The following is a 19,120-nucleotide window of genomic DNA, read 5'->3' as shown; positions in this document are numbered from 1 at the left end:
CAAGGCCGGGACGCGCCTGGTCGTTTAGTTGTTCTACAGAGGAACGAAGTACGGTTAACACGTGTGGAAAACAGCCCTTAAGCCCCGATGGATCGCAGGCCTGGTCTTCGCGATCGCCGTCTCAGGGGTGTTTGTCCTGCTCAGCCAGTGGCAGTTCGGGCGCTCCACGCAGCCCGAAGTTGTGGTCAGTCCCGCCACCGAGGACGTCAGGATGCTGACGGATACGCTTGAGCCCGGAGTCTTCTTCCCCGGTTCAGTGTCAGACCAGATGGTCTCCGCCGAGGGAACCTACGACCCCGCCAAACAGGTCCTGGTGCCAGGCCGCCTGAAGAATGGTGCGAACGGCTACTGGGTGGTTTCCGCCTTCGCCGTAACCGGAGCGCCCGCGCTCACGGGCGTCGCTGCTTCACCCCAGACCTGGATTCCAGTAGCCCGCGGCTGGGTGGCGGATCCCGACGACGCCGGCGCACCGCCGTCGGGCGTGGTGAACCTGACCGGACGGCTGCTGCCGTCAGAGTCGCCGCTGCCGTCCACCGCACCGGAACCCGGACGCGCCTCCGCCGTGTCTGTTGCCGAACTCATCAACTACTGGGACGTCAGCATGTACCCGGGATTCGTGGCTGCAGCTTCCGAACTGGCAGCTGGGTCCGACCTGTCCGCCGCGGCGGTTGATGGTGCCCTGAGACCCCTGGAAATCGGCCCCCAGCCGCCCGCGCAGCAGGTCAACTGGCTCAATCTCTTCTACTCGCTCGAATGGGTGGTGTTCGCCGGCTTCGCCCTGTTTATCTGGTGGCGCCTGGTCAAGGACGACTACCGGCGGGACCTCGAAGAGGAACACGACGACGACCAGGATGCTCCGCCCGCACTGCCCACCCCAGCAACTTCTGAACAGCTCCAACAAAAGGTAAAGCCATGATCGAACCGAAACCGGCCGTCCAGCAGGATTCTGCGCAGGGCAAGGGCAAGAAGCGCCGCTTCGGCGGTACCGAGCGGCAGATCCGTTCCGCCCTGAAGTTCTACAAGGTGCTGGCGTACCTCACAGGCGCCATGCTGCTGCTGCTCTGCGCCGAACTCATCGCACGGTACGCCTTTGGCCAGTACCTGTTTGCCGGTGGCACCAACGCCGTCACGGGCCAACCGTTCGGTTTGGGTTTCGCCGACGCCGAGCCCAAGGGCGTGGTGGGCGGCGCGAACATCTCCGTCGCCGTGCTGATCGTCCACGGCTGGATGTACGTGGTGTACCTGATCTCCAACTTCCGTCTCTGGACGTTGATGCGGTGGCCGTTCATGAAGCTCATCCTCCTGGCACTGGGCGGTGTGGTGCCGTTCCTGTCCTTCGTGGTGGAGAAGAAGTTGCACGCCGAGGTGGAAGCCGAACTTGCCGCGAACCCGCAGGCCGCACAGCGGTACTGAGCGCTGCAGTGGTTGGGGGAGTCCCGCCGTCGGACGTTCACTGCGTCACACCCACGGTCCTGAATGTGCGGCAGGGCGACGCCGCAAAGTAGGCTAGTGCGGTGACTACTCCCACTGCATCCCAGACTTCCCAGAAGCCGGTGCTGGTTGTTGACTACGGTGCCCAGTACGCGCAGCTGATTGCCCGCCGCGTCCGGGAAGCGAATGTGTATTCGGAAGTGGTTCCGCATACCTTCACCACCGAGCAGCTCCTGGCCAAGGACCCCGCCGCCATCATCCTTTCCGGTGGCCCCTCCAGCGTTTACGCGGACGGGGCGCCCGCCGTCGGCGCCGACCTCTTTGAGGCCGGAATCCCGGTCTTCGGCATCTGCTACGGCTTCCAGGCCATGGCCAACGCCCTGGGCGGGAAGGTCGACAAGACCGGCCTGCGCGAGTACGGCTCCACCCAGACCACCATCCTCGGCGAGGGCCGCTCCGTCCTCGAGGGGATGCCGCAGCACCAGAACACCTGGATGAGCCACGGCGACTCCGTGCACGAGGCACCCGAAGGCTTCGAAGTGCTGGCGACGACGGCTGGCGCTGAAGTGGCTGCCTTCGCAAACGAAGAGAAGGCACTCTACGGCGTGCAGTGGCACCCCGAGGTCAAGCACTCGGCCTATGGCCAGCAGGTGCTGGAAAACTTCCTGTTCAAGGGCGCAAAGCTGGAGCCCAACTGGACCACGGGGAACATCCTCGAGGAGCAGGTGGACCGGATCCGTAAGCAGATCGGCGATGCCCGCGTTATCTGCGGGCTCTCCGGCGGCGTTGACTCCGCCGTTGCAGCGGCGCTCGTCCAGAGGGCCGTCGGCGACCAGTTGACCTGTGTGTTCGTGGATCACGGCCTGCTGCGCGAAGGCGAAGCCGAGCAGGTGGAACGCGACTTCGTGGCCGCCACCGGCGTCAAGCTGTATGTAGCCAACGAGCAGGAGCGCTTCCTGTCCGCCTTGGCCGGCGTCAGCGATCCGGAAACCAAACGCAAGATCATCGGCCGCGAGTTCATCCGCGCGTTCGAAGAGGCCGAGCTGGCTATCATCGCCGAGGCCGCGGCCCATGGCGAGAAGATCAAGTTCCTGGTCCAGGGCACGTTGTACCCGGACGTCGTCGAATCCGGCGGCGGCGAAGGTGCTGCGAACATCAAGAGCCACCACAATGTCGGTGGCCTTCCCGAAGACCTGCAGTTCGAACTGGTGGAACCGCTCCGGGCACTGTTCAAGGACGAGGTCCGCGCCGTCGGCGCCCAGCTGGGCCTGCCGCAGGAAATCGTCGGCCGCCAGCCGTTCCCCGGCCCCGGCCTGGGAATCCGCATCGTCGGCGACATCACCCAGGAGCGCCTGGACCTGCTCCGCAAGGCGGACGCCATCGCGCGTGCCGAGCTGACCGCGGCCGGGCTGGACAACGAGGTGTGGCAGATGCCTGTGGTCCTGCTGGCCGACGTCCGCAGTGTGGGCGTCATGGGTGACGGCCGCACCTACGGCCACCCGATTGTGCTCCGCCCCGTTTCGTCCGAGGACGCCATGACGGCGGACTGGTCCCGCCTGCCGTACGATCTCCTGGCCCGGATTTCGAACCGGATCACCAACGAGGTGGAAGGCGTAAACCGGGTGGTGCTGGACGTGACCAGCAAGCCACCGGGAACCATCGAGTGGGAATAACAGTGTGAGTGGCCGGTCTCCGTCAGCGGAGGCCGGCCATTGCTGTCATCCGTTGAAATCCGCCGCAATTTGGCCTGATCCAGTGTTGCGGTCTCTCATCCCGGCTCCTTTGCGGCTACGCTCGAAAGTATGCCGGTATGGTCCAGGGCGTCACGTGCAAACGCAGAAAAGAAGGCAGTAGTGTCAGTTGGTCAAGGCCACGCGGAGGGTTCTGAGGAGCTCGGAAAATGGCTGTCCGGGCTTAAACCCGTCACCGGGGCAGACACCATGCTGCGTTTCACCAAGACCCCCGAAGGGTCCATTGACCTGACTCATGCGCACCCGTCAGGTCTGGCCCAGCTCATGGCCGGCCGCCGCACACGGTTGTCCACACTCATCCGCGACCACCAGCAGTACGTCGTCGCGGCCCGGGCATCGCGGAACATCCGCTCGAAAATCTTCGAACTCGGTAATGACCGTGGCATAGATGCCGGTTACCTTTCCGCAGGCACCGTGGTGTGGACCTCCGCCGTTGGCGGCAAACCCCAGCGGGTTTCCGCGCCGGTGATGCTCACCGCAATCTCGCTCACGGTCCGCCCGGGTGAGGACGACTACGAACTGCAGCTCACCGAGCAGGCCAACATCAACCCGGCTCTGGTCCGGCACCTGAAGACCATCCATGGCATTGTTTTTGACGTCAACGCCGTGACACGCCTCGCGTACAGCACCGCACGCTTCGATCCCCAGCCTGTCCTGGACAGGCTCGCAACCCTCATCCGGCCCATCCATGGCGCCGAAGCCCAGCACAATTTGCTGGTGTCCACTTTTGCGGACCTCTCCGGCAACCTGGACGATCCCTGGATCAATGAGGGCAACCCGCTGGTGGCCGCCCTGGCCAAGGCGGCCAGCGGTGAAGTCATTGATGTACCCGTGCCGGACCCCGCCCGCTTCCCGAGCGTGGACGCGCGCCACCCGGACGACGAACTCCTCCTCCTCGACGCCGATCCGGATCAGCAGTACGTCATTGATGCCGCCCGCGCAGGCGACTCCCTGGTGGTCAGCAGCCCGCCGGGCACGGGACAGACGCAGACGGCCATCAACACCATCGGTGCACTGGTGGACGCTGGGCGGTCCGTCCTGGTGGTGGGTGACCGCCGGGCCAGCCTGAATGAAGTATCGGCACAACTGGAATCGCTTGGACTTGAATCCATCCTGTTCCAGCTCTCCGGCACAGCCACACCGCAGCAGCTCAAGGCCCAGCTGGTGCGGGCCATCGTACGGAACGAAAAGTCACTCGAACCGCAGCTGGGGAACCTCCACCGGACCCTCACTGAGCACCGGCACTCCCTGATGGACCACGTGGCGTCCCTGCATAACGTGCGCCAGCGCTGGGGCTGCTCGCCGTATCAGGCCATGCAGTCACTTGCCGAGCTGACCTCCATCCACCCCGCCCCCGCCACCACCGTGCGGCTCAAGCGCAGTGTGCTGGACAGCATCCGCGACCGCAACGAGCTCGCCGGCAGGCTTCACCGCGCTGCGGAGCTTGGCAGCTTCAGCCGCGCCTCCACTACCAGCCCGTGGCACGGCGCCCGGCTGCTCACCCGCAAGGAGACCGAGGAGGCCCAGGAACTCGCCCGGTCAGTGGCCAGGAACCTGCCTGTCCTGCGCGACCGGATGAACAGCGTGGCCGAACATGCCGAAATCCGGCTTGGTACGTCCTTCTCGGAGTGGGGGGAGCAGCTCGAACTCCTCATGGCTGTCCGCGAAAGCCTCGACAAGTTCACACCGGACATCTTCGACAGGCCGGTCAACGATCTCATCTCCGCCACGGCGTCCTCGGCCTGGCGCCGGGAGCGGAATGTCGACATGGCCTCCATGCAGCGTTCCCGCCTGCGCCGCGTCGCGAAGGAGTACGTCCGTCCGGGCGTCCACATCACCGATCTCCACAGTTCGCTGGTGCTGGTGCAGGACCAGCGTGCCCTCTGGTCCGGCTACGCCACCTCTCAGCGCCATCCGGCCGTCCCCTCGGGCCTTGCCGAAATGAACGTGATGTACCGGTCCCTGAACCGGGAGCTGACCCAGTTGGGGGAAGCCCTCCGGCACACGCAGGCCGGCGGCTCGCTGGCCACGGCCCGCTATGAGGAGCTCATGGAGCGGCTGGAGCGGCTCGTGGCTGACACCCACACGCTGAAAACGCTGCCCGAGCGCACGCTGCTTGTGGAAAACATGCGCGAGCACGGCCTGGGGGAGCTCCTCGCCGATCTTGCGGAGCGGGAGGTTCCCGCAGGGTCCGTCGCAGCCGAGCTTGAGCTGGCCTGGTGGCAGTCCGCGCTGGAAGCGATGATCAGCGGCGACGATTACCTGGCCATGTCTGACGGGGACGCACTCCGGCAGCTTGAGGCCGAATACCGGCTCGCGGACAACGCCCATATTGCCAGCGGCGCGGCGCGCCTGCGCTGGGAACTGTCCGAACGGTGGCGGGCCGCGCTTGCGGAACACCCGCGCCAGGCTCATCTCCTCAGGAGCCTGCTCAAGGACGGCCGGGTTACCCTCGCCGCGCTGACGGCCCAGGCCGCCGAGCTGGTCCCCATGCTGGTGCCGGTCTGGTCAGTGAGCCCGTACCTCATGACCGGGCTCCTGCCGGCCGAACAGCGCTTCGACGCCGTGGTCGTCCTGGACGCCGAAGCGACGTCGCTGCAGGCCGTCCTGCCCGCCATCGCCCGCGCCAGGCAGGTCATTGCTTTCGGTGATGCCAAGATTGCCAGCCCCCGGACGTTCACCGTGGGTGTTGAGCGGATGGCCGCCGGTGAAGCGGCCCACCAGCGCGTCGAAAGCGCGTTCTCGGCGCTGTCTGCCATCCTGCCTGTCTGGCGGTTGAATTTTGTCTACCGCGCGGTTGACGAGGACCTGGTCCTGCAGCTGAGCAAGAACTCTTACGACGGCGCCCTCCGCAGGCTCCCCGAGGGACAGTCCGCCACGGGATTGGATAGGGCACTCCTGGTGGAGTACCTTCCCGACGGCACCGGACTGCCCAGTGCCGACCACGAAGGCGTCGAATCCGTAGTGGCCGAGGTTAACAGGGTGGTGCAGCTGGTCTTTGAGCACGCCCGGACACGGCCGCGCACGTCGCTGGCAGTGGTCACCGCCAGCCTGCGCCATGCTGCCCGGATCGGTGAGTCCATCCGTCTTCAGCTGCCGAACCACCCGGGCCTGGCCAGCTTCTTCAGCGCCGGGTCCGAGTCGTTCCGGGTGGTTGACCTTGAGCGGGCGCAGGGCCTGGTCCGTGACCACGTGATCTTCTCGCCCGGTTTCGGCCGCACTCCGCATGGCCGGGCACTGCACAACTTCGGCCCCCTGTCCGCTGAGGGCGGGCGGGAAAAATTCGCTTTGGCGATGACGCGTGCCCGCCGTTCACTCCACGTCCTGACGTGTTTCCAGCCCGAAGACCTCGATCACACACGGCTGTCCTACGGTGCGGTGGACTTCTACGAGCTCCTGAACCGTGAGATTGCGGGAAAGACCGATCTCGGAACTCCGGCCTCGCGTGCCGCCGCCAGTGAGCAGGCCCTTGGGGCCGATCCCCTCGTCGCCGATCTTGGTGACCGGCTGCGTGCCCGCGGCGCCCGCGTCTGGCACCAGTACGACGGCGTGATTGACGTGGTGGCCGCAGCAGACCCACTCAGCACCATGGGTCAGGACGACGCCGAGATTCCGTGGCCGGTGGCCATCGAATCGGACGGCACGGAGCAATACCGCACCATGAGTGTCCGTGAGCGGAGCCGGCTCCGTCCGCAGCTGCTGGAACGGATGGGCTGGCGGTACATGCCGCTGTGGACCATTGAAGTCTTCACGGACCCGTCCGCCTGCGCGGACCGGATCGCGGGTTACCTGGGCCTTGAGAATGTTCTGCCGCCCGGACGGGGCACGGCCTCGGGCGGGTTCTTTGACGAGGACATGGACCCGCTCGCGCTTGCGAGCGAAGGAAACGACAGGAACGACGACCAGGCCGGACGCCTGGCCAGTGAGGAGGCGGTTGTTGTGACCCCACGGAACGCCGATCAGGCAGATATGCACGGTAACGACCAGGCGGACGACGCACGAAACGGGAACGCGGCTGTGCCGGAACGCCAGCTGCCTGGGGCCGCGGGCATCCTGCCCAACAAGGCTGCGGAGGATGACCCGAAGCGCTGGGGCGATGGCCCCGACAACGATCACGACGCATGGCTGAAGGAAAACAAGCCGCCGCACTGGGGCTGACCTCCAGGCTGCAGCGGCGTCACCCGGCCCCGCCCTCGGGTCCCACCAGGACGAAAAACAGCTTGCCCTGTGTGGAGGCCCCCGCCAGCCTGGCAGCCTGCTCCGGGGCTGCTGCCACGACGATCAGCCCGTCGGTTTCGCCGGCGCCCAACCACTGACCCGTCTTGCCGCCTTGTCCTGATGTCCACAGGACGGGAACGGATGAAGCCAGCACCTCCGAGGGGGATTGCTGGTCGTAGCCGTTCGCCCCGGTCAGGACCACGTTGACCAGTTGCCCGGGCGATACGAGCTGGATGGAGGAAGGATCGGCCATCCTCAAGGGCACGGCTGCGGAGCCCGGTGGCGTTCCGGTCAGGAGGCCGGGACCCAGCAGCAGGGAGTCCGTCACCAGTTGGCCCTTCCGTAACGGGGCTGCCAGTTGCTTTCCCGCGGCTTCACCGGTGTCGGACAAGGACCCGGCAGTGAGCATCCCCGGCGGGATCTTCGTTGCCGTCAGGTCCGTGGCTGTCAAAGCCGTGCCTGCGGGGAGATCCCGCTCCGCCGCCAACACCGAGACCGTATCGGCGGGCGGGGGAGTGAGCTGATGGACCGTGATCCCGGCAGCAAGGCAGAGCAGGAGTGCTATTGCGAGGCGCCGGTTCCGGCCCAGCCAGGACAACAGCCTGTGGCCGCCTGCGCCCCGGGGTCGTGCGGACGGGAGCGGACGGCGGGCCGGGCGTCCCGGCGGGGCGGATCCACGGCTGGAACGAAAGAGGGTAGCGGGCATGGGAACCACGCTACGTAGCGGCAACCAAACCCGACAGAAGCAGTGGTGCCTATGTGGACAACCGTGCTGCCGGCGTCGTACGTCTTTTTGGACCGGAGGTCAGCTGGCGGCAGCGGCGGTGGCAGGCGCCGGCGCCGGTGCGGCCGCGGGGGCGGAGGGGCCAGCCGAAACGGTGCTTCCCTTGGCATCCCGGGAGTCGGTCCGGTAGAAACCGGAGCCCTTGAAGACCACACCCACGCTGTTGAACTTCTTGCGCAAGGCGCCCTGGCACTCCGGGCATGAAGTCAGGGTGCTGTCGGTAAACGACTGGAAAACGTCGAAGGCGTGGCCGCAATCCTTGCAGGCGTAGGCATAAGTGGGCACTGGTGATCCTCCTCGGGGGCAAACGAGAGGTCCTGTGCTGCGGTGAGCGGAAACCGTCCATTAGCAGTCGCAGGGCCTGAGTGCCAATTCTATCACCCCCGGAAAGCAGCCCTCCGTCAGGCCGGGTCCGGCAGCCGGATCAAACCTGAGGGCGTGAGCGCGGCCGGAACCCTCCGGTCAAAGTCTTCGGCGGGAATGCTTCCGGCCGGGAGCAGTTCGGAATCGAAGACGATGGCCGCAAACGGGATATCGAGGCCGTCCCCGGCCAGGGCGGCCAGCAGCACGTCGTAGTAGCCGCCGCCCTGGCCGATGCGGTTGCCGTCCCTGTCCACGGCCGTGGCGGGGATGAAGAGGGCAGCAACGGACGCCATGATGCCGAGGTCAAGGCGCGGTCCGGCAGGTTCCAGCACCGGTGCATAGCGGCTGCGGACAAACTCGACGCCGGGGGTCCAGTACGTCCAGCTCAGCCTGCGGCCGGGCTCGCAGACAGGGAGCAGGATGGTGTGGCCGCGGCGGTGGAGTTCGCTGATCAGGGGCAGCGTGGGCGGCTCGGGGACGACGCCCAGGTAGGCGCAAAAGGTCGACGGCGTCCCACCGGTCAGTTGTTCGGCCCATGCGGCGCCGTGGACGGCCAGGGCGGCACCGGCCGCGTCGCGCTGGGTGGCGTCCGTCGCGGCGCGGCGCGCACGATGGCGTGCGCGGATGTCCGCCTTGGCTTCGCTGCTTCCTTGGGACATGCCGCTCCTTCTCTGCCGTTAGGGTGGCCGTTGCAGCGTCTGCGCCGCGCCGGCTCAGGAGCCACCAATAATTACTGAATGGTCAGCCCCTCCGTTAGATTAGTCCAGTGACTACCACTCAGCAGACAGTACGCAAGGCCGTTATTCCCGCTGCCGGACTCGGCACCAGGTTCCTGCCGGCCACAAAAGCCATGCCCAAGGAAATGCTCCCGGTGGTGGACAAGCCGGCCATCCAGTACGTGGTTGAAGAGGCTGTCAATGTTGGCCTTAACGACATCCTGATGATCACGGGACGCAACAAGCGTGCCCTGGAGGACCACTTCGACAGGGTTCCTTCGTTGGAGGACACCCTGGAAGCCAAGGGCGACCTGGCGAAGCTTGAGTCCATCCAGGCAGCCAGCAACCTCGGTGACATTCACTACGTCCGCCAGGGTGACCCCAACGGCCTGGGCCACGCGGTACTGCGTGCAAAGCAGCACGTCGGCAACGAACCGTTTGCCGTCCTCCTGGGCGACGACCTGATCGATGCGCGGGACAAACTCCTCAGCACCATGATCGAAGTCCAGTCCAAGACCGGCGGATCCGTGGTGGCCCTCATCGAGGTGGAACCCTCCCAGATCAGTGCCTACGGTTGCGCCGATGTGCAGGAGATCGACGGTGAAGGCTACGTCAGGATCAACAAGCTGGTCGAAAAGCCCAGCGTGGACGAGGCGCCTTCGAACCTGGCCGTCATTGGCCGCTACGTCCTCCACCCCGCAGTTTTTGACGTACTCGAGCACACTGGCCCCGGCCGGGGCGGGGAAATCCAGCTGACCGACGCCCTGCAGGAACTGGCAGCCGGCGAAGGCGATGGCTACGGAGTTTACGGAGTGGTCTTCCGCGGCCGCCGTTACGACACCGGTGACAAGCTCAGCTACCTCAAGGCCTGCGTCCAGCTCGCCATTGACAGCGACGACCTCGGCCCCGGACTGCGGGAGTGGCTGCCGGGCTTCACGGCCGGCCTCACTAAATAACTGCCGTGCGCCCCGGACCCATCTGGCCCGTGACACTCGAATGCGGCGACCTGATCCTGCGCCCCATCCGGTACCGGGACAAGAAGGAATGGACCGAGGTCCGTGGGCGCAACAGCGAGTGGCTGGCGCCATGGGAAGCATCCAACCCGGCACCAGGCGGTGCGCTGCCTGACTACCGGCAGATGGTGCGGTCCTTGAAAATCCAGGCCGCCCAGGGGACGGCCCTGCCGTTCCTGATCACTGAGCGCACACCCAGGTTGGCAGCTCCGGTCATTGTTGGCCAGCTGACTGTGTCCTCGATTGTGTGGGGTTCGGCCATGATGGCGACACTGGGGTACTGGGTTGACCATGCGCGCGCGGGTCACGGCATCGCACCCACGGCGGTGGCCATGGCCACTGACCATTGTTTCCAAGCCATGGGCCTGCACCGGATGGAAATCAACATCCGGCCCGAGAATGGCCCCAGCCTACGCGTGGTTGAGAAGCTGGGATTCCGCGACGAAGGCTACCGTCCACGCTTCCTTCACATCAACGGGGAGTGGGCGGACCACCGGTCCTTCGCGCTGACCGCCGACGAGGTCCCGGAGGGGCTGCTCGCCCCGTGGCTCAGGTCCCGGTCCTGACCCCCGGGACCTGAACCCTCCATGGGTACTTCCAAGGTCATAAATCCAATCAATTGCCACGATGCCCGCGACACACCGTGGCTAATGCGGGGGCGGCTGCCGTAATACTCATACGGTTTTGATTGTGGACTTCCCCCTAAGCAGCTCAGTGATCCTTGTGGTTGCCGTTGTGCTCTGGATCGTGTGGGTTGCGCCCTACGTTCTGCGGAACCGCCGGCACCAGGCCCAGGCCGCTGGCGACTTCCTGGCGGAAGTACCAGCCATTGAATCATCGGAACCGAGAGCCGGGATGGTACTGAATATCACCGCCCAGCAGGAGAAAGCCATGGAGATCAGGAAGAGCCCCGAGACCGCAACGGAAACGTCCGGCCGTTCGACGACGGGCGGCGCGTTCCGGATCCGCTATGGCAGGACAGGGATCGCCCTCGTTGGTGTCCTGGCGCTGCTGACCGCGTTTGTTTCGGGCGTTCTTCTGCCGTTCGGAATCGGGAGCGCTCTGCTACCGGTCGCCGGCCTTGCCACCACCATCGCAGCCGTTGCGGTGCTCCGCTTCCTCGCCGTGCGTGACCGCAAAGCCAAAGTGAACGCCGCGTTCCGCTCAGCGATGAGTGCCCCCGTGCGGCGACAGGGATCTGTCGCCACGGACACCGCAGCGCGTCCCGCCGCCCAGCCGGAAAGCCGGCTGTTCGACGCCGAGGCCCACCAGCCCCAGCCGAAGCCCAAGCCACTGACCGCGATGGAGCTCCGCGAAGCCGCACTGGCAGTCGCTGTTGCCGCCGGAGATGCCAGCGCCGCTGCAGCGTCCCTGGCGCCGGCTGACACAACCTGGGAACCGGTGGATGTGCCGACACCCGTGTACGTTGCGGCCGCCAAGGCCGAGCGCCCGGCTCCCCAGCCGCTTGACCTTCCCGAGGCGCCCAAAGCCGTCGGTAAGCCGTCCCTGAAGCAGGGCGTCCCCGCAGCCTTGCCGGCCGCGCCTGCTGCCAAGCCCCTCACAAAGGCCCAGAGCGCCCTGAGCAACCTCGACGACGTCCTGCAGCGCCGCCGCGCCTGATACCCCACCGGGTTCGCCCGAAGCAGACCCAACCGCCCATCAGCCCGGGCGCGGAGTGTCAATTCGCAATGCGGGACGAAAATTTGTAGCCTAAGGTCACCGGTACCGCCGTTCCTTCCCGGGGACACGGACTGTTCCGGGGCTATAGCTCAGTTGGTAGAGCGCTTCGTTCGCATCGAAGAGGTCAGGAGTTCGAATCTCCTTAGCTCCACACATCATCTGTCTGGCCAGAACCGTGTTTCCCAGGCCCGCAGCTAGCTAGCACTGGATTGGACACCATCAATGAGTTTGATCCGGCTGAACGACGTCAACGTGAGCTTTGACAAAACCCAGGTGCTCCGCGAAGCCTTTTTCAAGCTTGAAACAGGGGACAGGGTCGGCCTGATCGGCAAGAACGGTTCGGGCAAGTCCACCATCCTGAAGCTGATCCAGGGCCAGGTGGCTCCCGACTCCGGGACCGTCGCCGTCGAGCTCGGAACCAAGGCCGCCTACTTCTCCCAGTTCTCCGAGCTGAACGGCGAATCCACCATCGCGGAGGTCCTGGACGGACTGTTCGCCCATGTGAAGGAGATCGAAGCCGAGCTCGCAGGCATCGACGCGGCCATCGCCGCCGACTCCTCGGACGCAGCTCGGCTGGATGAACTGATCCACCGCCAGTCCGAACTTTTTGAGGCCATGGACCGGCTGGATGGCTGGGACTACCAGCGCAGCATCGACAAAGTGCTCACCACCCTCGGCTTCAGCGACCACCACCGCACCTGCGCCATCGATGAACTCTCCGGCGGCTGGCGGAACCGGGCAGCGCTGGCAAAGATCCTGCTGGAAGCCCCGGACGTCCTCCTGCTTGATGAACCCACCAACTACCTTGACGTGGCCGGCGTCGAATGGCTCGAAGGCTGGTTCCGGACCTTCAAAGGCGCTGCGATCATCGTCTCGCACGACCGGAAGTTCCTGGACTCCGTTGTCACCCGGATCATCGAAGTGGAGAACTTCCACCTCCACGAATACCCGGGCAACTTCGCCGAATACGTGGTGGCGAAGCAGTTCAAGCTCAAGAGCCTGGAGAGCCAGTTCGTCCACGAGTCCGAGCTGCTGGCCTTCGAGGCCGAAGGCATCTCAGACCGGCGGGAAGCGGCCAAGGCGGCCGGCAAGGGACTGGCAAACCAGCTGGCCAGGATCAAGAAGTCCCGGGCGCCACGGCCCGTGGACCAGATCATCACGGAGATATACGGCGGTCTGTACGTCAAGGATGTCCTGTGCCGGGTGGAATCCCTGAGCAAGGCCTACGGCGGCCGGACGCTGTTCAGCGGCCTCAGTTTCGAGATCGGGCGCGGTAACCGCATCGCCGTCGTCGGGTCCAACGGCAGCGGCAAGACCACGCTGCTCCGGGCGCTCACCGGCGAAGAGCCGGCCGATTCTGGCAGCGTGGCCTGGGCCAAGGGCGCCGGAATGGTCTCCTACAACCAGGTCCTGGAAGAACTGGACGACGACGACACGGTCACCCATGCGGTCAACGCGATGCCTGACAGCCTGGCCCTGACTGCGACGAAGAAGTCGGTGAACAGGTTCCTTGCCATGTTCCAGTTCTCCGAAGCTGATCTCAAGCAAAAGATCGGCAACCTCTCAGGCGGCCAGCGCGCCCGTGTGGCCATGGCCCAGTGCCTGCTCTCGGGTGCTTCGGTGCTGCTGCTGGATGAGCCGACCAACCACCTGGATCTCTCCAGTACCCAGGTTATGGAACGCGCCCTGCTGCATTTCCCGGGAGCGGTGGTGGTGGTCAGCCATGACCGATTCTTCACCGACAAGATTGCCAACCGCCGGCTGGTATTCAGCGCTGCAGACTCAGGCCACGGGAGTGTGGAACTCCACGTCGCCTGAGGCTCGGCGGAGCCCGGGGCCCCGCGGCCGCCAGCCCTACAGCCAGCCTTTCCTCTTGAAGATGGCGTACATCAGGCCTGCGGTGCCGGCCATCAGCGCGATGGCCATCGGGTAGCCAATGACCCAGTGGAGTTCGGGCATGTGGTCGAAGTTCATTCCGTAGACCCCTGCTACGAAGGACGGTGCAAAGAAGATCGCCGCCCAGGAGGAGATCTTCTTCACCTGTTCGTTCTGTTCGGCGCTGGCCTGGTTCTGCCGGTTGGCGGTCAGCGTTCCGTCCAGCGTGAGGGCGTTCTGCAACAGATCACGGAATGAATCGGCGCGCGAGATGACTCTCTCCACATGGTCCTCGACGTCCCGCAGGCTGTGCTGCAGTTCAGTGTCCACGCCGTACTTTTCAAAGCCGCGCTTGAGCTGCTGCATCATGTCCGGCAGGGGATGGATGGCCCGCTGGAACTGGATGACTTCGCGGGCCAGTTCATAGATGCGGCGGGAGACGGTGGTGTCCCCGCTGAAGAGCTGGTCCTCGATCTCGTCAATGTCGTTTTCCAGCCCGGCCACCACGGGCGCGTAGTCGTCCACCACCAGGTCCAGCAGCGCGTAGAGAACGGCTTCCGGGCCGTGTCGGAGCAGGTCGGGTCGGCCCTCCAGACGGCGCCTCACCCGGGCGACGCCGGCCATTTCGGCGTGGCGGATGGTGACCACGAAATTCCGGCCGGTGAAGATGTGCAGCTCGCCGAACTCCACGGTCTCGGTGGCGTCCAGGTACCGCGCCGGGCGGAGCACCGTAAACAGGTTGTCCTCGTAGCGTTCAAGCTTGGGCCGCTGGTGCGCCGAGATGGCGTCCTCCACCGCCAGGGCGTGCAGCCCGAATTCGGTGGCAACGGCCGTCATTTCCGCCGCCGTGGGCCGGTACAGCCCGATCCAGGCCATGCCTCCGTGCTCGGCGAGCGTTTCGAAGGTCTGTTCCAGGCTCTCCGGTTCCGCGCTGCGGACGCCGTCCACGTAGACGGCATTGTCGATGATGGTCATGTCAGGACATTGCCCCGATGATCACGCCGGCCACCGTCATGGCAAGCAGGTCGTGTCCGGAATCGATCAGGGTGACTGTTGTCGGGCGGCCGGCGAACCCGTTATGGATGACGTGCCCGCCGGCGCGGAACACCAGCGCGAGCACCAGGGCGAACCCACCGCCCGCCACAGCGTTTTCGAGGCCCAGTTTGCTGATCAGGACAGCCAGCAGGATGGCGGTCAGGGCGGCGGTGACCATCATGGGAACCCAGATTCCCGCGCCGCCGCTGATGTTCTTGAGGTCCTCTTCAGTCTTTCCGATGGCGGCCATCCACCGCTTGCCCAGCACGGCCGGCATGTACCAGACAAAGCCGATGGCCATGCTCGCGATGAAGGCCAGCGCCACGGCGAGCCAGTTGATCTGTGAAATATGCGAAAGCCAATCCATGCTCGAATCCTAACGGCCTTCGGCAGGCCCGCCGCCGCGTTCGGTCAATTCCTTGGGCCGTGTTGGGGTGCCGGGCGCGGCCTGTGCGAGGCGCCTGATCAGGGGTTCGGTCCGGTACGGAATATGGGTGTGGAGAGCCAGGACAGTTTCGGTCCGGATGACGCCCTTGATGCGGAGGATCTGGCGGAGGGCGGACTGCAGGTTGTGCGTATCGGTGGCCACCACACGGCACCACACGTCACCTCGCCCCGAAATCTCATGGACCTCCAGGACCTGGGGGAGCAGCCGGAGGGCGCCCACGACTCCGTCCAGTTCCCGGTGCGTCACTTCGATCGTGACGAAGGCGACGACGTCGTACCCCACGGCCTCGAGGTCGATCTCGCGGCCGCCGTCGTGCAGCACTCCGGCCCGGAGCAGGCGCCGGACCCGCGACTGCGCTGTGTTGCGCGCAATCCCCAGCGCCTCGGCTAACTCGCCGATCTGGATGCGGGGATCGTGGATGAGTTCCAGGAGGATCTTCAGGTCAGTGGGATCAAGGGTAGGCAAACTGTCACTTTCAGTTATTTGCGCCGTTAAGAATTGCGTATTTTGCTCAATTGTTCCACGGACAAGCGCCCAAACGGTCACCTCTGAAGCATTCTATAGGTATCAATTTCCCCCGGGGCGGCCTCCCACAAGGACCTCCCTCCCCGGTCGACGCCAAGGCAACGCCAATGACAGTCTTTAATGAACTCCGCATGCGTCCGGCTACCGCCGGGCGTCAGGGCTGGGATGCATCCACTACCGCACGGCTGGTGATGGCCGGCGCCGTCATCTTCACCTTGCTGGTCGGTGCGAACCTGGCCACGCCCCTGTATCCGCTGCTCCAGGCAAGTCTTGGCCTTTCGGCACTCGGCGTCACGGCGGCCTTTGCCAGCTATGTCCTGGCCCTGGTGGCAACCCTGATGCTGGCCGGCCACTGGTCGGACCACATCGGCCGGCGGGCGGCGCTTATCCTGGCTGTACTCGCCGGACTGGCTGGCAGTTGGGTCTTCTCGCAGGCAGAAAACCTCGTGGCGCTCTCTGCCGGACGGGCCCTTCAGGGTGTGGCCGTTGCCCTGGCCACTGGTGCCAGTGCCGCCGCGCTGCGGGAACTGCTCCCGTCCAGGCCGGAGTGGGCTACGCGCTTCACGCTGCTCGCGACGGCGGGAGGCGTGGCGGCCGGTCCGGTCATCGGCGGCCTGCTGTCGCTGCTGCCGGGGCCCACCACCGCCCCGTACTACGTTCACTCGCTCGTCCTGGCGGCAATGCTGGTACCGCTCTACCTGCTTCAGGCCCGGCCGGCCATCAAGGCGCCGGCGGGCCGGCGGCGCGTCCTGGTCCTGGCTCCCCGACGGCCTTCGGTATCCACCGAGGCGAGGGGCGCTTTCTGGCTTGCGGCCGCCGTCGGCTTCCTCAGCTTCTCCGTCTTTGGATTTTGCCTGTCGCTGGCACCGGCCTATTTCGCCCCGATCATTCAGACCGATTCACGGCCGCTGATCGGTGCCCTGGCCGGGATGACGCTGGCCGCCTCCGCCCTGAGCCAGGTGCTGTCCGTGCGGGGCCGCTTCGTCGTGCCCGTGGGGCTGGCCGTCCTGGGCGCCTCGGTGCTGCTCCTGGCTGCAGCGGCCGCCTGGAGCAGTCCGCTGCTGCTGGCCGGTGCCAGCGTCTGCGCGGGGCTGGGCCAGGGCGTCGCCTTCCGGACGGTCTTCAATGATGTGGCCGCGAAGGTGGAATCGTCACAGCACGCCCAGGTCATCAGCACGGTTTATGTCATCACGTACCTGGGCAGCGCCGTGCCGGTCATCGGGCTGGGCTGGGCAACCGCGGTGTTCGGGCTGCCGACGGCGGTGACGGGCTTCGTGGTGCTGTGCAGCGCCGCCGCACTGGCGCTGTCCGCCGTCACGCTTCGGACGGCGCTGCAGCGGACAGCCTAGTCCGGCAGCGGACCGTGGTTCCCCTGGATGTGCTCAAAGACGAGGGTGGTCTCGGTGTGGCCCACCACGGGGTCGGTGGCGAGATTGTCCAGGACCCAGTCCCGCAGGTCCTCGGTGCTGGCAACGGCGATGTGCAGCAGGTAATCCACGGAGCCTGACGTGTGGAAGGTGGAGAGCACCGCGGGCAGGTGCGGAACGCGGGCTGTAAAGCGGTCGATCTGGTCCCTGTCGTGGGCCCGCAACCGGACGGCCACAAGCGCCTGGACGGACCTGCCGATGGCCGAGAGGCTTAGCTTCGCCTCAAATCCTTGGACAATGCCACGTTCGGACAATGCGCGGGTCCGCATGAGCGCGGTGGACGGTGCAATGCCCACCAGTTCTGCCAACTGCTTGTTGGAGATCCGGGCATCGTCCACCAAGGCGGCCAGAAGCCGTTCATCGATGGCATCCAGCGGCTCAAAGTGGCTGGCCGGCCGGATGCTTTTTGGGTTGCTGCTCATGGAATCTCCTTGAATGTCCGTCAGTTCATCCTAGACGCCGGATTCCTGTTGATCACCCCGGAACGCAACCATCCCTGCCGAACAATCGCCAGACACACGTGCCATTTAATGGCGGATAGTTCTACGGCCGCGCGGCTTCCGCCTGCCCTTGTGTGGCGGCCCGTGCCGTTTCGTCGTTCCCCCGGGGATGTACGACGGCGACTGTCACCGCCGTGATGCACGCCAGGGCCATGATTGCCACGGCAAGCGCCGTCCAGCCCAGGGACTGGAACACCAGTCCGCCCGCCCAGCCGATGACGCTCGAGCCCAGGTAATAGGCCAGGTTGTAGAGCGACGATGCCTGGGCGCGGCCGGTGGTGGCGATGCTTCCGGTCCAGCCTGCGCCGATGCTGTGGGCCGCGAAGAAGCCGCCGGTGAAGATCACCAGGCCGGCAAGGATCAGGGCGAGCAGCTGCGTAAGCGTCAGCGCCAGCCCGGCCACCATCAGGACGATGCCAGCCAGCAGCACATTCCTGCGGCCAAACCTGGCCGTCAACCCGCCGGCCCAGCGGGAAGAAAACGTTCCGGAAAGGTACGCCAGGAAGACCAGGCTGATCAGGGTGGCAGGCAGCGTGAAAGGCTCAGCGGACAGCCGGAAGCCGAGGTAGTTGTAGACGGCCACAAACCCGCCCATCATCAGGAAGGCCTGGATGTAGAGCGCCAGCAGCCGGGGATTGCGCACATGCCCGAGGAGCGTCGCCATGGCACCGCGCAGCCCGGCGGCCTTGGCGGCGGTGAATCCCTTCGCCTGTGGCACCAGACCCAGGAAGAGTACCGCGGCCACTGTTGCCAGCAGGGAAACGGCCAGGGCGGCCGTTCGCCAGCCCCAGAGCTCACCTGCCGGACCTGCCACGAGCCGGCCGGCCAGCCCGCCCAGCGTAGTGCCGGCAACGTAGCTGCCTGCGGCCATGGCCGCATGGGCCCTGTTCACTTCCTCGTTCAGGTAGGCGATGGCGATGGCCGGGATCCCGCCCAGCGCCATGCCTTCCAGCAGCCGCAAGGCAAGCAGGGCGCCGAAAGTGGGGGCGAGCGGTACCAGCAAGCCCAGGATAGTGGCGGCGGAGATGCCCCATGCCATGGCCTTCACCCTGCCGATCCTGTCCGCGAGGAAGGACCACGGAATGACGGTGATGGCCAGGCCCACGGTGGCCAGCGAAATGGTCAACGCGGCCTCTGCCGCGGTTACCTTCAGGTCTGCCGCCAGGAGCGGCAACACCGCCTGGGTGGAGTAGAGCTGGGCGAACGTTGCCACGCCTGCGAAGGCCAGGCCGGCCAGAATCTTGTTGTAGGCAGCGGAGCCTTTGGGATGTCCCGCCCAGTGATCCTGCGCTGGAGTGAACGTTCCTGGGGCTGCGGCATTCTGTGGCATAGCTCAAGGGTAGGCTTCGGCAAT

The 19,120-nt window shown here is 65.7% G+C and carries 17 protein-coding genes and 1 tRNA gene; 10 read left to right on the top strand and 8 right to left on the bottom strand.

Annotated features, from left to right (window positions below; genetic code table 11):
* Nucleotides 1–61: 61 nt before the first annotated feature.
* The 4 genes from ASG77_RS09040 to ASG77_RS09025 all read left to right on the top strand — a co-directional run bounded on the left by ASG77_RS09040 (nucleotide 62) and on the right by ASG77_RS09025 (nucleotide 7,340).
* Nucleotides 62–916: an SURF1 family protein gene (locus ASG77_RS09040; protein ID WP_056344139.1), complete on the top strand. Its 855-nt coding sequence runs from the start codon at nucleotides 62–64 to the stop codon at nucleotides 914–916.
* Nucleotides 913–1,413 (top strand): DUF3817 domain-containing protein, encoded by a 501-nt coding sequence (locus tag ASG77_RS09035; RefSeq protein ID WP_056344136.1) that lies wholly within the window; start codon nucleotides 913–915, stop codon nucleotides 1,411–1,413. The genes ASG77_RS09040 and ASG77_RS09035 overlap by 4 nt, the downstream gene beginning before the upstream one ends.
* A gap of 101 nt (nucleotides 1,414–1,514) precedes the next feature.
* On the top strand, nucleotides 1,515–3,104 hold the full coding sequence (gene guaA, locus ASG77_RS09030) for a glutamine-hydrolyzing GMP synthase (protein ID WP_056344133.1): 1,590 nt from the start codon (nucleotides 1,515–1,517) through the stop codon (nucleotides 3,102–3,104).
* A gap of 129 nt (nucleotides 3,105–3,233) precedes the next feature.
* Nucleotides 3,234–7,340 (top strand): AAA family ATPase, encoded by a 4,107-nt coding sequence (locus ASG77_RS09025; protein WP_056344130.1) that lies wholly within the window; start codon nucleotides 3,234–3,236, stop codon nucleotides 7,338–7,340.
* A gap of 19 nt (nucleotides 7,341–7,359) precedes the next feature.
* Here ASG77_RS09025 and cpaB read toward each other — a convergent pair whose 3' ends face one another.
* The 3 genes from cpaB to ASG77_RS09010 all read right to left on the bottom strand — a co-directional run bounded on the left by cpaB (nucleotide 7,360) and on the right by ASG77_RS09010 (nucleotide 9,206).
* Nucleotides 7,360–8,106: a Flp pilus assembly protein CpaB gene (cpaB, locus tag ASG77_RS09020; RefSeq protein WP_056344126.1), complete on the bottom strand. Its 747-nt coding sequence runs from the start codon at nucleotides 8,104–8,106 to the stop codon at nucleotides 7,360–7,362.
* 99 nt (nucleotides 8,107–8,205) lie between these two features.
* On the bottom strand, nucleotides 8,206–8,469 hold the full coding sequence (locus ASG77_RS09015; protein ID WP_056344123.1) for an FmdB family zinc ribbon protein: 264 nt from the start codon (nucleotides 8,467–8,469) through the stop codon (nucleotides 8,206–8,208).
* A gap of 116 nt (nucleotides 8,470–8,585) precedes the next feature.
* Nucleotides 8,586–9,206, bottom strand: coding sequence for a 5-formyltetrahydrofolate cyclo-ligase (locus ASG77_RS09010; RefSeq protein ID WP_056344120.1), 621 nt, complete (start codon nucleotides 9,204–9,206; stop codon nucleotides 8,586–8,588).
* Between the two features lie 107 nt (nucleotides 9,207–9,313).
* Here ASG77_RS09010 and galU point away from each other — a divergent pair, with 107 nt between their 5' ends.
* From galU to ASG77_RS08985, 5 genes are all read left to right on the top strand, one after another.
* Nucleotides 9,314–10,219: a UTP--glucose-1-phosphate uridylyltransferase GalU gene (gene galU / locus ASG77_RS09005; RefSeq protein ID WP_056344117.1), complete on the top strand. Its 906-nt coding sequence runs from the start codon at nucleotides 9,314–9,316 to the stop codon at nucleotides 10,217–10,219.
* A gap of 5 nt (nucleotides 10,220–10,224) precedes the next feature.
* A complete protein-coding gene (locus ASG77_RS09000) occupies nucleotides 10,225–10,842 on the top strand; it encodes a GNAT family N-acetyltransferase (RefSeq protein ID WP_056344116.1) in 618 nt (205 codons plus the stop codon).
* 148 nt (nucleotides 10,843–10,990) lie between these two features.
* Nucleotides 10,991–11,896 (top strand): hypothetical protein, encoded by a 906-nt coding sequence (locus tag ASG77_RS08995; protein ID WP_056344112.1) that lies wholly within the window; start codon nucleotides 10,991–10,993, stop codon nucleotides 11,894–11,896.
* A 138-nt stretch (nucleotides 11,897–12,034) separates the two neighbouring features.
* Nucleotides 12,035–12,107 (top strand) — tRNA-Ala (locus tag ASG77_RS08990).
* A 71-nt stretch (nucleotides 12,108–12,178) separates the two neighbouring features.
* Nucleotides 12,179–13,774, top strand: coding sequence for an ABC-F family ATP-binding cassette domain-containing protein (locus ASG77_RS08985; protein WP_056344109.1), 1,596 nt, complete (start codon nucleotides 12,179–12,181; stop codon nucleotides 13,772–13,774).
* Between the two features lie 36 nt (nucleotides 13,775–13,810).
* Here ASG77_RS08985 and corA read toward each other — a convergent pair whose 3' ends face one another.
* Genes corA through ASG77_RS08970 form a run of 3 tightly spaced genes read right to left on the bottom strand, consistent with a single transcriptional unit; the run spans nucleotide 13,811 to nucleotide 15,779 of the window.
* The gene (gene corA, locus ASG77_RS08980; RefSeq protein WP_056344106.1) at nucleotides 13,811–14,806 is read right to left on the bottom strand and encodes a magnesium/cobalt transporter CorA; all 996 of its coding nucleotides are present in this window, start codon (nucleotides 14,804–14,806) and stop codon (nucleotides 13,811–13,813) included.
* A 1-nt stretch (nucleotide 14,807) separates the two neighbouring features.
* Nucleotides 14,808–15,233 carry a DUF1761 domain-containing protein gene (locus ASG77_RS08975; protein ID WP_056344103.1) on the bottom strand — a complete coding sequence of 142 codons (426 nt, stop codon included), beginning with the start codon at nucleotides 15,231–15,233 and terminating at the stop codon, nucleotides 14,808–14,810.
* Nucleotides 15,234–15,242: 9 nt separating this feature from the next.
* A complete protein-coding gene (locus tag ASG77_RS08970; protein WP_056344100.1) occupies nucleotides 15,243–15,779 on the bottom strand; it encodes an Lrp/AsnC family transcriptional regulator in 537 nt (178 codons plus the stop codon).
* Nucleotides 15,780–15,946: 167 nt separating this feature from the next.
* Between ASG77_RS08970 and ASG77_RS08965 the strand changes: the two genes are divergently transcribed.
* A complete protein-coding gene (locus tag ASG77_RS08965; protein ID WP_056344096.1) occupies nucleotides 15,947–17,188 on the top strand; it encodes an MFS transporter in 1,242 nt (413 codons plus the stop codon).
* Here the strand turns inward: ASG77_RS08965 and ASG77_RS08960 are convergent.
* Both ASG77_RS08960 and ASG77_RS08955 read right to left on the bottom strand, forming a co-directional pair.
* The gene (locus ASG77_RS08960) at nucleotides 17,185–17,688 is read right to left on the bottom strand and encodes an Lrp/AsnC family transcriptional regulator (protein ID WP_056344094.1); all 504 of its coding nucleotides are present in this window, start codon (nucleotides 17,686–17,688) and stop codon (nucleotides 17,185–17,187) included. The two genes, ASG77_RS08965 and ASG77_RS08960, sit on opposite strands and share 4 nt — an antisense overlap.
* A gap of 121 nt (nucleotides 17,689–17,809) precedes the next feature.
* Entirely contained in the window at nucleotides 17,810–19,096 is a 1,287-nt protein-coding gene (locus ASG77_RS08955; RefSeq protein ID WP_056344093.1) for an MFS transporter, read from the bottom strand.
* Between the last annotated feature and the right edge of the window lie 24 nt (nucleotides 19,097–19,120).

The organism is Arthrobacter sp. Soil762, assembly GCF_001428335.1.
GTDB lineage: Bacteria > Actinomycetota > Actinomycetes > Actinomycetales > Micrococcaceae > Arthrobacter.
This window is presented reverse-complemented; position numbering and strand designations above follow the sequence as displayed.